Origin of the sequence: Streptomyces sp. NPDC005728, from assembly GCF_040630895.1 — a bacterium.
In the GTDB taxonomy this organism is placed as follows: Bacteria; Actinomycetota; Actinomycetes; order Streptomycetales; family Streptomycetaceae; genus Streptomyces.
Genome location: NZ_JBEXYL010000001.1, coordinates 88,490 through 100,839, shown reverse-complemented (window position 1 = coordinate 100,839; position 12,350 = coordinate 88,490). Strand labels below are relative to the sequence as shown.

The following is a 12,350-nucleotide window of genomic DNA, read 5'->3' as shown; positions in this document are numbered from 1 at the left end:
CGTCTCCCCGGCCAGGGCGTACGGCAGGCGCCACGGCCCGGGCTTTGCGCAATCCTGACCGGCAGCTCCCCTGGCCGACTCGCCGCACGCCGGGTTCCATGGCCATCGTGACGAGGATCCGACGTGAGGTACTGACCCTGCCCGCCGCGCAGTTGGGACCCGACAACCCCCTGCCCCCGCTCCGCCTGCTCGACGAGGCCCCCCAGGGTGACGACCGGGAACGCGACGACCTCCCCCGGGACGTGGCCCGCCAGCTCGCTTACGAGCCCCTGCGCAGCCTGCTCCCGGCGCGGGTGCGCGACGGGTACGGCAGAACCCGCGAGCCCCGCACCCTCGACGCCCTGGTGATCGAGAACGACCTGCTGCGCGCCACCGTCCTGCCCGGCCTCGGCGGCCGGATCGCCTCCCTGGTCCACCTGCCCACCGGCCGTGAACTCCTCTACCGCAACCCGGTGTTCCAGCCCGCCGACTTCGCCCTCAACGGCGCCTGGTACTCCGGCGGCATCGAATGGAACATCGGTGCCACCGGCCACACTGCCCTCTCCTGCGCACCCCTGCACGCCGCCCGTGTCCCCGCCCCGGACGGCGGCGAGATGCTCCGGCTGTGGGAGTGGGAACGGCTGCGCGACCTGCCCTTCCAGGTCGACCTGTGGCTTCCGGAGGGCTCCGGCTTCCTCCACGTCGGTGTCCGGATCCGCAACCCGCACGAGCGCCCGGTGCCCGCGTACTGGTGGTCCAACACCGCCGTACCCGAGGACCGCCGGATCCTCGCCCCCGCCGAGGAGGCCTGGCTCCCCGACTCCCCCGAGGGCGCGGCGGGCACCCCCGACGGCTGCCGGCGCCGCCTGCGCCGGGTGCCCGTCCCCTCGTACGACGGCATCGACCGCACCCACCCCCTCAACAGCCCTTACGCCGCCGACTACTTCTACGAGGTGCCGAACGGCCGCCGCCGCTGGATCGCCGCGCTGGACGCCGACGGGCACGGGCTGGTGCAGACCTCCACCGACGTGCTGCGCGGCCGCAAGCTGTTCGTCTGGGGCAGCGGGCCCGGCGGCCGGCGCTGGCAGCAGTGGCTGACCGAGCCCGGCACCGGCGGCTACTGCGAGATCCAGGCCGGACTCGCCCGTACCCAGCTGGAACACGTCCGGCTGGAACCGGAGAGCGAGGTGTCCTGGATGGAGGCGTACGGGCCGCTCGACGCACCGCGCGACGGCGAGTGGACCGCGGTCCTCCAGGGCGCCGAGGAGCGGCTGGCGGCGGTGCTGCCGCGCGATCGCGTCGAGGAGGCGTACGCGGCCTGGAGGCCGTACGCCGACACCGAACCCGGCGAGACCCTGGCCACCGGCTCCGGCTGGGGCGCGCTGGAAGCCCTGCGCGCCGGCTGGAAACTGCCCGGGACGCCCTTCCCCGAGACCACCCTCGGCGACGCGCAGGCGCCCTGGCTGGAGCTGCTGCACACCGGCTCCCTGCCGGAGCCGCGCCGGGTCCGACCGCCCGGCGAGACACTGGTCGCCCCGCACTGGCGGGACATGCTGGAGACCGCGCCCGCCACCCCGCACACCGAGTACCACCTCGGCGTCGCCCAGTGGCACGCCGGCGACCGCGCCCAGGCGGTCCGCAGCTGGGAGCGGGCCGTCCCGCTCGCGCCGTCCCAGTGGCCCCTGCTGCGCTGCCTCGCCGTCGCCGACCAGGAGGCCGGCCACCACGAGCGGGCCGCCGAACGGTACGCGGAGGCCTTCGAGGACCTGTGCCGGGAGCGGCGCGACGACGGCGAGACCTGGACGGCCGCCGTGGCCGCGCTCGGCCGGGAAGCCCTGGAGGCGCTTCTGCGGGCCCGGCGCACGGCCGACGCCCGCGCCGTCTGGGACGGGCTGCTGCCCGCCGTCCGCCGGCGCGGCCGGTTCCGGCTGCTGGAGGCCGAGCTGCTGCTCGCCGAGGGGCGCCGCGCCGACGCCCGGGCCGTCTTCGACGCGGGTTTCGAGGTGGCGGACCTGCGGGAGGGCGCGGAGGTGCTCGGCCGGCTCTGGGCCCGTCTCACCGACGAGCCCCTGCCGGCCCGCTACGACTTCCGGATGCGCCCGGACAGCCCCTAGCCCGCTTGGTCGACGTACTCGAAGACCGAGCCGTCCGGATGCACCGCGATCAGGTTCCGGCCCACCGGCGTCGGCACCGGTCCCGCGAGGATCCGGGCGCCCAGGTCCGTGAGCAGCCGGTGCGCCTCGTCCACGTCCTTCACCGCGATCGTGGCCGCCACCTTGCGCAGCAGTTCCAGCTCGGACTCGGGTCCGCTCATCAGCAGGAAGGACCCGATCGCGGCGACCTCGACGTCCCCGCGCCGGAACCGGAGCGCCCTGCCGCCCGCCAGACGCTCGTAGAAGGGGATCGTGGCTTCGAGGTCGTCGACGCAGATGCGCAGCGAGGCGCCCAGAATCTCCATGCGCAGGAGCCTAGTTGGGGCGGCCGGGCCCGCACAGACCGTGGGCGATGCCGGTGCCGTTACGCATCCTGCCGGGCGGGTACCCGCAGTTCATGGACCGTTTGGATCACCTGGAACATCTGGACAAGCACCTCGTCGACGAGCTGGCCCAGGTGGCGCGCGAGACGGTACGCGACGAGCTGCGCGAGCAGACCCGCAAGCAGCGCCGCACGGCCGTGCTCTACGCCGCCTCGGGCACCCTCGCCCTGTACGCGGGCGGCGCCCTCGCGCTCGCCCTGGGCCTCGGCCTGGCGGCCGGCCTGCCCGGCTGGGCGGCCGCGCTGATCACCGCCGCGATCCTGGGCGTCCTCGCCCACGTGCTGCGCGGCGCCGCCCACCCGAGACACCCCCACGGCTCCGCCGCGGGCCCGGGCGGCACCTCCACGGCCACCCCGCCCGGCGGGCTCGGCGTGCCCTACCCACCGATGCCGCCCCAGTCCCCGACCCGCCCGGACCTCGACCCCGAGGGCCCGCACCACCGGGCCTGACCGCATGGCCGCGCAGCCCGCCGGGACGGACCGGCGTCCGGGTGAGACGAGCGGCGTTTGGGTGGCGCGGCCCCGGTTACGCGGAAGGCCTCGGAGGAACCACACCGCCGGAGGCACACCGTGAGCCGACCACGCGTCGTCATCGTCGGCGCCGGTTTCGCCGGGTACCGGGCCGCCCGCACCCTCGCCCGCGTGACCCGGGGCCGCGCCCGCATCACGCTCCTCAACCCGACCGACTACTTCCTGTACCTGCCCCTTCTGCCCCAGGTGGCCGCCGGGATCCTGGAACCCCGCCGGGTCACCGTGTCGCTGCCCGGCACCCTGCACGGGGTGCGGCTGCTGCTCGGCGAGGCGGACGGTGTCGACCTCGACCGGCGCAGCATCCACTACACGGACCCCGAGGGCGGCACCGGCAGCGTCGGCTACGACCGGCTGGTGCTGGCCGTCGGCAGCGTCAACAAGCTGTTGCCGGTCCCCGGCGTCGCCGAGCACGCGCACGGGTTCCGCGGGCTGCCCGAAGCGCTGTACCTGCGCGACCACGTCACCCGGCAGGTGGAGCTGGCCGCGGCGGCCGACGACCCGCGCCACCGTGCCGCCCGGTGCACGTTCGTCGTGGTCGGCGCGGGCTACACCGGCACCGAGGTGGCCGCGCAGCTGCAACTGCTCACCGACAGCCTCGCGCGCCGCCTGCTGCCCGGCACCGCGCGGCCGCGCTGGATCCTGCTGGACGTGGCACCCCGAGTACTGCCCGAGCTGGACGAGCGGCTCTCCCGCGCGGCCGACCGGGTGCTGCGGGCGCGGGGCGTCGACGTACGGACGGGCACCTCCGTGAAGGAGGCCACGCGCGAGGGGGTGCTGCTCAGCGACGGCGGGTCCGTCCCGTCGCGGACCCTGGTGTGGTGCGTCGGGGTCCGGCCGGATCCGCTGGTCGAAGCGGTCGGGCAGCCGGTGGAGCAGGGACGGCTGATCGTCGATCCGTACCTCCAGGTGCCGGGCCGCTCCGACGTCCACGCCTGCGGGGACGCGGCGGCCGTGCCCGATCTGGAGCGCCCCGGCAGGTTCACGCCCATGACGGCCCAGCACGCCTGGCGGCAGGGCAAGGTGGCCGGCGAGAACGTGGCCGCCTCCCTCGGCCTCGGCCGGCGCCGGCGCGCCTACCGCCACCGCGACCTGGGCTTCGCCGTCGACCTCGGAGGCGTCCAGGCGGCCGCCAACCCGCTCGGCGTCCCGCTGTCCGGCCTGCCCGCCGGCGTGGTCACCCGCGGCTACCACCTGGCCGCGCTGCCCGGCAACCGCGTCCGCGTCGCCGCCGACTGGCTGCTGGAGGCCGTACTCCCGCGCCAGGCCGTCCAGCTGGGCCTCGTACGGTCCTGGTCGGTCCCCCTGGACACGGCCTCACCGGAGCCGGCCCGGCAGCGGCCCGGCGGCGAGCCCGCCCGGCAGCAGACCCTTCCCCGGAATCCGCTCCAAGGAGACTCATGAACACCGCCGAACTCGCCGAACTCGGCCAGCAGTTGCGTGTGGACAGTGTGCGGGCCGCCGCCGCGGCGGGGTCGGGGCACCCGACCTCCTCGATGTCCGCCGCCGACCTGATGGCCGTCCTGCTCGCCCACCACCTGCGCTACGACTTCGAACGCCCCGAACACCCCGCCAACGACCGCTTCGTCCTGTCCAAGGGACATGCCTCGCCCCTGCTGTACGCCGCCTTCAAGGCGGCCGGTGCCATCGAGGACGGCGAGATGGTCACCTTCCGCAAGCTCGGCAGCCGCCTCGAAGGACACCCGACCCCGCGCCGGCTGCCCTGGGTGGAGACGGCCACCGGCTCGCTCGGCCAGGGCCTGCCGGTCGGCGTCGGCATCGCGCTGGCCGGCAAGCGCCTGGACCGTGTCGGCTACCGCGTGTGGGTGCTGTGCGGGGACAGCGAGCTGGCCGAGGGCTCGGTGTGGGAGGCCGCCGAACACGCCGCGTACGAGCACCTGGACAACCTGATCGCGATCGTGGACGTCAACCGGCTCGGCCAGCGCGGCCCGACCCGGCACGGCCACGACCTGGGCGCCTACGCCCGCCGCTTCCACGCCTTCGGCTGGCACACGATCGAGGTCGACGGGCACGACGTCGACGCGATCGACCGGGCCTACGGTGCGGCGCTGGCGACGACCGGGCAGCCCTCGGTGATCCTCGCCCGCACCCTCAAGGGCAGGGGTGTCGCCTCGGCCGAGGACCGCGAGGGCCTGCACGGCAAGCCGCTGCCCGAGCCCGAGGAGGCCGTCACCGAACTGGGCGGACGGCGCGACCTGCACGTCCGGGTCGGCGAGCCGCCCGCCGCCGCGATGCTCCGCTCCGCCACCACCGAGGTCCTGCGGCTGCCGCACTACGACCAGGGGGACCAGGTCGCCACCCGGGACGCCTTCGGCGCGGCCCTCGCCGCGCTCGGCACCGCCCGCGGCGACGTCGTCGTCCTGGACGGCGAGGTCGGCGACTCCACCCGTACCGAGGTGTTCGCCAAGGAGCACCCCGACCGCTTCTTCGAGTGCTACATCGCCGAACAGCAGCTCGTCGCCTCCGCCGTCGGCATGGCGTCACGCGGCTGGACGCCGTTCGCCGCCACGTTCGCGGCGTTCTTCACCCGCGCCCACGACTTCGTGCGGATGGCGGCGATCAGCGGCTCCGGGATCAACCTGGTCGGCTCGCACGCCGGCGTCGCGATCGGGCAGGACGGGCCCTCGCAGATGGGCCTGGAGGACCTGGCGATGTTCCGGGCCGTGTACGGCTCGACCGTGCTGTACCCGTGCGACGCCAACCAGACCGCCCGGCTGGTCACGGAGATGGCCGCCCTCGACGGCGTCCGCTATCTGCGGACCTCGCGCGGCAAGAGCCCGGTCGTCTACGGACCCGAGGAGGAGTTCCCGGTCGGGGGCAGCAAGGTGCTGCGCTCCGGTGACCGGGACCGGCTGACGCTCGTCGCCGCCGGGGTCACCGTGCACGAGGCGCTCGCCGCCGCCGACCGGCTCGCCGAGGAGGGCATCGCGGTGCGGGTGGTCGACCTGTACTCCGTCAAGCCCGTCGACGCGGAGACCCTGCGCCGGGCCGCCGAGGAGACCGGCTGTCTGGTGACCGTGGAGGACCACCACCCGGAGGGCGGCCTCGGCGACGCGGTCGCGGAGGCGTTCGGCGACGGCCGGCCGGTGCCCCGCCTGGTCCGGCTCGCGGTGCGCACCATGCCCGGCTCGGCCGCGCCCGACGAGCAGCTGCACGCGGCCGGCATCGACGCCGCGGGCATCGCGGCCGCGGCGAAGCTGCTGGTCGAGGAGGCGATCGTGCGGTGAGTACGGACCCCGACGACGGGGTGCGGACGATCCGGGCGGGCCGCCGTACGGTGGAGATCCAGCGGCCCGGGAAGGTGCGCCCGCGGGCGGCCGCACGTTCGCCGAGGAAGATCTTCGGCTCATCGTCGCATCGGTCGACAAGGCCGCGGAGATGGGCATTGACTGGTGGGAGACCGACCCCGCTCTCTCCGCCCGGGCCCGCCAGGACGCACCCGCCCGGGAGAACGCCGAGCCGAGGGAGCGGCCGGCGCGTCACGAGGAGCTGGAACCCGGCCGTGTGCCGAAGGAGGCCCCATGACCGGACTGCGGTACGTCTACGCCGTCTGCCGCCCCCTCGGCGCGCCCCTGCAGGCCGAACTGACGGGCATCGGGGGCGCCCCGGCCGCGCTGCTGCACCACCACGGCCTGGTCGCGGTCGTCAGTACGGTCCCGGAGCAGGACTTCTGCGAGGAGGCACTGCGGGCCCGCCTGGAGGACCTCGACTGGCTGGCCGCCACCGCCCGGGCCCACCAGGGCGTGATCGACGCGCTCACCACCGTCACCACCCCGCTGCCGCTCCGGCTCGCGACCGTCTTCCTGGACGGCAGCGGGGTGCGCGCGATGATCGAGGACCGCGAGGACGACTTCCGGCGCATCCTCGACCGGCTGGAGGGCCGGGTCGAGTGGGGCGTCAAGGTGTACGTGGAGAGCGAGCCCACCGAGCCCGCCGCCTCCGCCGCGGCGCCCCCGTCCAGCGGGCGGGACTACCTGCGCAGGCGCCGTGAGTCCACGCATGCGCACGAGGAGAGACGGCGCAGTGCCGAGACGTTCTCCCGGACCCTGCACGAGCGGCTCTCCCGGTGTGCCGAGGACTGCCGGCTGTACCCGCCGCAGAATTCCGCGCTCTCCGGAACGCCGGACCGTAATGTGCTCAACGCGGCCTATCTGGTGTCCCGGGCGGACTCCGAGGAATTCGTGGAACTGGTGGACCGCACGAAGGACGAGCTGCCCGGGACACATGTGGAACTCACCGGCCCCTGGGCCGCCTACTCGTTCACCGGGGAGGACCGGTGACGCCGGGCGCCGGGAGACCGACCTGAACGCGCTGATCGGCTCAGCCGGTGCGGTGGGCCGGACTCAGGCCTCCTTACGGCACAGAATCTCCCCGTGGAGCACCGCGAACCAGCCGTCCTCCCGCCGGCCCCACTCCCGCCACGCCTCGGACACCGCCCGCAGGTGCTCCGGCGTCGCGTGGCCGCCCTGCGTGGCCCGGTCGGCGTAGGCCGAGGCGAGGGTGCGGTCCGCCCACAGCCCGCTCCACCAGGCCCGCTCCTCGGGCGCGGCGAACGTCCAGGTGCCGGTGGTGGCCGTGAGGTCCCGCAGGCCCGCGGCCAGCGCCCAGGACCGCAGCCGGCGCCCGGCGTCGGGCTCGCCGCCGTTGGCCCGGGCGACCCGCTCGTACAGGTCCAGCCAGTCGTCCAGGCCCGGCACCGCCGGATACCAGGTCATCGCCGCGTAGTCGGCGTCGCGTACGGCGATGAACCCGCCGGGCTTCGTCACCCGGTGCATCTCGCGCAGCGCCTGCACCGGGTCGCCGACGTGCTGCAGGACCTGGTGGGCGTGGACCACGCAGAACGTGTCGTCGGGGTAGTCCAGGGCGTGGACGTCGGCGACCGCGAAGTCCACGTTGGCCAGGCCGCGGCCGGCGGCGGTGTCCCGGGCCTGTTCCAGGATCCCGGGCGCCCGGTCGACACCGGTGACATGGCCCTCGGGGACCAGTTCCGCCAGGTCGGCGGTGATGGTGCCCGGGCCGCAGCCGATGTCCAGGATCTTCATGCGGGGCTTGAGCACGCCGAGCAGATAGGCCGCGGAGTTGGCGGCGGTCCGCCAGGTGTGCGACCGCAGCACCGACTCGTGGTGCCCGTGTGTGTAGACGGCGGTCTCCTGCGCTTGCGGCATGGCTGTACCCCTTCGCCCCTCGTCGACGGACCGGGCAGGCGGGCCCTGCGACCCCCTGACGCGGTACGTCGAACGGTACGCGCACGTGCCGAATAATGAGACCCGCGTTTCAAGATATGGACAACAGGCGCCTGGTGACCCCTGGTCAGGGCAGGGGCCGGTACACCGTCAGCGCCTCGGGCAGCTTCTCCACCAGCACCTCGCCGCCGACCTCGGCGACCTCGCCGTCGTACGCCAGCGGCGTCCCGGGCGCCAGACCGGTCAGCCGCAACCGGGTCACCTGCTCCGCCGCATGGGCCCGGGACCGGGTGAGCGGACCCGCCGCCGCGGCCGCCAGCAGCCTGAGCGCCGGCCGGCGGCCGCCGTGCACGACCCGCACGTCCAGCCGCCCGTCCGCCAGGTCGGTCCGGCGGCCGGGCGCGAGCCCCATGCGGTGGTACACCCCGTTGCCCACGAACAGCAGCCACAACGGGCCGCGCCGCCCGCCCAGGTCCGCCTCCAGCGGATGCCGGTCGGCGCGCAGCACCCGCCACGCCCCGAGCACCCCGGCCGGCCAGCCGCCGATCCGGGACGACCAGCGCTCCCGCTCCCGCACCAGCTCCGGATAGACGCCCAGAGCGAGCGTGTTGAGGAAGACACCCTCGCGGTCAGCCGCCTCGAACCGGCCGACGTCCACCCGGACCGCCTCGCCCCGCCGGACCGCGCGGGCCGCCTCGCGCTCGTCCTCCACCCCGAGATCGTGGGCGAAATGGTTGAGCGTGCCCCCGGGCAGCACCGCGAGCGGCAGACCGTGCCGCAGGGCGACCGCGGCCGCCGCGTTCACCGTCCCGTCGCCCCCGCACACCCCGAGCGCCCGCGCCCGCACGGCCGCCCTCTCCAACTCGGCCCGCACGTCCGGAGGTTCGCACTCCACGACCTCCGCCTCGGGCAGCGCCTCCCGGAGGACACGCACCCCCTCCGAGCCGCCCGAGGCCCGGTTGGCGACGACCACGAGCCCCTCGCCCTCGGACAGCGCCGGCGCCCCGGCCCGCGGCCGGGCCGGCGGCGCGACCTGGGCACGGGTCGGCACCAGGCCCCGTACGGCGAACGCGGCACCCGCGCCCAGCGCGGCCCCCGCGAGCACGTCGCTCGGAAAGTGCACGCCCGTGTAGACGCGGGACATGGCCACCGAGAACGCCACCGGAGCCACCACCGCCCCCCACGCCGGTGACTCCAGGGCCACGCCGGTCGCGAAGGCGGCGGCCGACGCGGCGTGACCGGACGGGAACGAGGTGGTGATCGGCTGCCGCCCCAGCCGCCGGACATGCGGCACCGGGTCAAGCGGCGGCCGCGCGCGCCGCACCGACCGCTTGCCGAGGGTGTTGATGGTCACGGAGGCCAGGCTCAGCGAGGCGATCCCGCGGAGGGCGGCACGCCGGGCCCGCGGCGTACGGCTCGCCGCGATCACCGCGGCCGTCGCGAACCACAGCACCCCGTGGTTCGCGCTCCGGCTCAGCAGCGGCAGCACCCGCTCGGCGCCCGGCCAGTGCCGGCCGGCAGCCGCCTCGAACAGCCGGGCGTCCAGGGCCAGCGGCACCTGCAGGGCACGCCGGCCGGTCGTCGGGACAGCGGTGAGATCCACGTCAGGGCTCATGGGATGCGGTTACCCTGAAGCGGTCGTTTCTTGCGCTTTTCCTACGCTGACGGCCTGACCGAAGCGAGAGGAACCCCCGGATGCGCCTGCTCCTCGTCCGCCACGGCCAGATCCCGTCCAACGTGGACCACCTGCTGGACACCGCCGTACCCGGCCCGGGCCTGACCCCGCTCGGCGAACGGCAGGCCGCCGCCCTGCCCCGGGCGCTCGCGGGCGAGGACATCGAGGCCCTGTACGCCTCCACCCTGATCCGCACCCGGCTGACGGCCGCCCCGCTGGCCGCCGCCCGCGGCCTGGAGGTGATCGTCCGCGCCGGCATCCGCGAGGTCTCCGCCGGCGACCTGGAGATGCGGCCCGGCGACTCCCCGGAGGGCAGGCAGTACATGCGTACGGTGTTCGCCTGGGCGGCCGGGGACACCGCTCTGCGGATCCCCGGCGGCGAGAACGGGGAGGAGGCCCTGTCCCGGTACGACGCGGTGATCGCCGAGGCCGCCGCGAGCGGCGCCGGAACCGTCGCGATGGTCAGCCACGGCGCCGCCGTCCGCCTGTGGACCGCCGCCCGCGCCGACAACGTCGACATCGCCTTCGCCGCCGCCCGCCCGCTCGACAACACCGGCGTGGTGATCCTGGAGGGCTCCCCGTCCGACGGCTTCAAGGCCCTGACCTGGGCCGGCGCCACGGTCGTACCGGCGGGCGACAGCGGCCCGGCCGGAGAACCCGTGGACGCGGCCGGCTGAGCGGGCAGCCGCCGCCGGTCCCGGCCGGACCGGCGTGCCCCGGTCGGATATGCGTTTGCCCCAGGTCGGGGGTGCCCCACAGAATGCCTCCTCATGGGACACCTGGAAGCCGCGCACCTCGAGTACCACCTCCCCGACGGGAGGACGCTGCTCGGCGATGTCTCCTTCCGGGTCGGCGAAGGCGCGGCCGTCGCTCTGGTCGGCCCGAACGGCGCCGGCAAGACGACCCTGCTCCGGCTGATCTCCGGCGAGCTGAAACCGCACGGCGGCACGGTCACCGTCTCCGGCGGCCTCGGTGTGATGCGCCAGTTCGTGGGCTCCGTCCGGGACGAGACGACGGTACGCGACCTCCTCGTCTCCGTGGCACCGCCCCGCATCCGCGAGGCGGCCGAGGCCGTCGACCGGGCCGAGCACGCCCTCATGACCGTCGACGACGAGGCCGCCCAGCTCACCTACGCCCAGGCCCTCGCCGACTGGGCAGAGGTACGCGGGTACGAGGCCGAGACGCTGTGGGACATGTGCACCACCGCCGCACTCGGCATGCCGTACGAGCGGGCCCAGTGGCGGCAGGTGCGCACCCTCTCCGGCGGCGAGCAGAAACGCCTCGTCCTGGAGGCGCTGCTGCGCGGCACCGACCAGGTCCTGCTCCTGGACGAGCCGGACAACTACCTGGACGTCCCCGGCAAGCGGTGGCTGGAACAGCAGCTGAAGGAGACCCGCAAGACGGTCCTGTTCGTCTCCCACGACCGCGAACTCCTCGCCCGCGCCGCCGAGAAGATCGTCTCCGTGGAACCCGGCCCGGCCGGCGCCGACGCCTGGGTGCACGGCGGCGGCTTCGCCACCTACCACGAGGCCCGCCGCGAACGCTTCGCCCGCTTCGAGGAACTGCGCCGCCGCTGGGACGAGAAGCACGCCCAGCTGAAGAAGCTCGTCCTGAACCTCCGTCAGGCCGCCGCCGTCAGCCACGAGATGGCCTCCCGCTACCAGGCCGCGCAGACCCGCCTGCGCAAGTTCGAGGAGGCCGGCCCGCCGCCCGAGCCGCCGCGCGAACAGGACATCACCATGCGCCTGAAGGGCGGCCGTACCGGCGTGCGGGCCGTCACCTGCAAGGGACTCGAACTGACCGGCCTGATGCAGCCCTTCGACCTGGAGGTCTTCTACGGCGAACGGGTCGCCGTGCTCGGCTCCAACGGCTCGGGCAAGTCGCACTTCCTCAGACTCCTCGCCGGCGAGGACGTGGCACACACGGGGGAGTGGAAGCTCGGCGCACGGGTCGTCCCCGGCCACTTCGCGCAGACCCACGCCCACCCCGAGCTGCAGGGCCGCACCCTGCTCGACATCCTGTGGAAGGAACACGCCCAGGACCGGGGCGCGGCCATGTCCCGGCTGCGCCGCTACGAACTGACCGGCCAGGCCGAACAGTCCTTCGACCGGCTCTCCGGCGGCCAGCAGGCCCGCTTCCAGATTCTCCTGCTGGAGCTGCAGGGAGTCACCGCGCTGCTGCTCGACGAGCCCACCGACAACCTCGACCTGGAGTCCGCCGAGGCTCTCCAGGAGGGCCTGGAGGCCTTCGAGGGCACGGTCCTCGCGGTCACCCACGACCGCTGGTTCGCCCGCTCCTTCGACCGCTTCCTGGTCTACGGCAGCGACGGCCGCGTCCGCGAGACCCCCGAGCCCGTCTGGGACGAACGCCGGGTGGAACGGACCCGGTAGCCCCGAGCTGCGCCAAAGGGCCCGGGGAGCCGGATCTTC

At 74.8% G+C, this 12,350-nt stretch carries 10 protein-coding genes and 1 pseudogene; 8 read left to right on the top strand and 3 right to left on the bottom strand.

From position 1 onward, the window contains the following. Positions 1–98: 98 nt before the first annotated feature. Positions 99–2,093: a DUF5107 domain-containing protein gene (locus ABZ471_RS00425; protein WP_359060756.1), complete on the top strand. Its 1,995-nt coding sequence runs from the start codon at positions 99–101 to the stop codon at positions 2,091–2,093. On the opposite strand, the gene ABZ471_RS00420 is transcribed toward ABZ471_RS00425, so the two are convergent. Continuing rightward, on the bottom strand, positions 2,090–2,437 hold the full coding sequence (locus tag ABZ471_RS00420) for a VOC family protein (protein WP_359060754.1): 348 nt from the start codon (positions 2,435–2,437) through the stop codon (positions 2,090–2,092). The two genes, ABZ471_RS00425 and ABZ471_RS00420, sit on opposite strands and share 4 nt — an antisense overlap. 92 nt (positions 2,438–2,529) lie before the next feature. Here ABZ471_RS00420 and ABZ471_RS00415 point away from each other — a divergent pair, with 92 nt between their 5' ends. From ABZ471_RS00415 to ABZ471_RS00395, 5 genes and pseudogenes are all read left to right on the top strand, one after another. Continuing rightward, a complete protein-coding gene (locus tag ABZ471_RS00415; RefSeq protein WP_359060753.1) occupies positions 2,530–2,964 on the top strand; it encodes a phage holin family protein in 435 nt (144 codons plus the stop codon). A 120-nt stretch (positions 2,965–3,084) separates the two neighbouring features. Beyond that, positions 3,085–4,446, top strand: a complete 1,362-nt coding sequence (locus ABZ471_RS00410; RefSeq protein ID WP_359060752.1) for an NAD(P)/FAD-dependent oxidoreductase — start codon at positions 3,085–3,087, stop codon at positions 4,444–4,446. Further along, on the top strand, positions 4,443–6,290 hold the full coding sequence (locus ABZ471_RS00405) for a transketolase (RefSeq protein ID WP_359060750.1): 1,848 nt from the start codon (positions 4,443–4,445) through the stop codon (positions 6,288–6,290). Before ABZ471_RS00410 ends, ABZ471_RS00405 begins: the two co-directional genes overlap by 4 nt. Positions 6,291–6,402: 112 nt before the next feature. After that, a pseudogene (locus ABZ471_RS00400) lies at positions 6,403–6,588 on the top strand (gas vesicle protein); the annotation flags it as partial. Next, complete coding sequence (locus ABZ471_RS00395) at positions 6,585–7,343, top strand: GvpL/GvpF family gas vesicle protein (protein WP_359060748.1); 759 nt, start codon at positions 6,585–6,587, stop codon at positions 7,341–7,343. The pseudogene ABZ471_RS00400 and the gene ABZ471_RS00395, both read left to right, overlap by 4 nt. A gap of 63 nt (positions 7,344–7,406) precedes the next feature. Here ABZ471_RS00395 and ABZ471_RS00390 read toward each other — a convergent pair whose 3' ends face one another. Together ABZ471_RS00390 and ABZ471_RS00385 are read right to left on the bottom strand one after the other, a co-directional pair. Next, positions 7,407–8,228, bottom strand: coding sequence for a class I SAM-dependent methyltransferase (locus ABZ471_RS00390; protein ID WP_359060746.1), 822 nt, complete (start codon positions 8,226–8,228; stop codon positions 7,407–7,409). Positions 8,229–8,373: 145 nt separating this feature from the next. Beyond that, positions 8,374–9,861: a diacylglycerol kinase family protein gene (locus ABZ471_RS00385; RefSeq protein ID WP_359060744.1), complete on the bottom strand. Its 1,488-nt coding sequence runs from the start codon at positions 9,859–9,861 to the stop codon at positions 8,374–8,376. Positions 9,862–9,941: 80 nt separating this feature from the next. Between ABZ471_RS00385 and ABZ471_RS00380 the strand changes: the two genes are divergently transcribed. Beyond that, positions 9,942–10,598: a histidine phosphatase family protein gene (locus ABZ471_RS00380; RefSeq protein WP_359060742.1), complete on the top strand. Its 657-nt coding sequence runs from the start codon at positions 9,942–9,944 to the stop codon at positions 10,596–10,598. 93 nt (positions 10,599–10,691) lie between these two features. After that, positions 10,692–12,311, top strand: a complete 1,620-nt coding sequence (locus ABZ471_RS00375) for an ATP-binding cassette domain-containing protein (protein ID WP_359060740.1) — start codon at positions 10,692–10,694, stop codon at positions 12,309–12,311. Positions 12,312–12,350 lie beyond the last annotated feature (39 nt).

Excerpts from the sequence above, each read along its gene's own strand:
- ABZ471_RS00425 (WP_359060756.1), top strand. The coding sequence starts at position 99 with ATGGCCATCGTGACGAGGATCCGACGTGAGGTACTGACCCTGCCCGCC.
- ABZ471_RS00420 (WP_359060754.1), bottom strand. The coding sequence starts at position 2,437 with ATGGAGATTCTGGGCGCCTCGCTGCGCATCTGCGTCGACGACCTCGAA.
- ABZ471_RS00415 (WP_359060753.1), top strand. The coding sequence starts at position 2,530 with ATGGACCGTTTGGATCACCTGGAACATCTGGACAAGCACCTCGTCGAC.
- ABZ471_RS00405 (WP_359060750.1), top strand. The coding sequence starts at position 4,443 with ATGAACACCGCCGAACTCGCCGAACTCGGCCAGCAGTTGCGTGTGGAC.
- ABZ471_RS00395 (WP_359060748.1), top strand. The coding sequence starts at position 6,585 with ATGACCGGACTGCGGTACGTCTACGCCGTCTGCCGCCCCCTCGGCGCG.
- ABZ471_RS00390 (WP_359060746.1), bottom strand. The coding sequence starts at position 8,228 with ATGCCGCAAGCGCAGGAGACCGCCGTCTACACACACGGGCACCACGAG.
- ABZ471_RS00385 (WP_359060744.1), bottom strand. The coding sequence starts at position 9,861 with ATGAGCCCTGACGTGGATCTCACCGCTGTCCCGACGACCGGCCGGCGT.
- ABZ471_RS00380 (WP_359060742.1), top strand. The coding sequence starts at position 9,942 with ATGCGCCTGCTCCTCGTCCGCCACGGCCAGATCCCGTCCAACGTGGAC.
- ABZ471_RS00375 (WP_359060740.1), top strand. The coding sequence starts at position 10,692 with ATGGGACACCTGGAAGCCGCGCACCTCGAGTACCACCTCCCCGACGGG.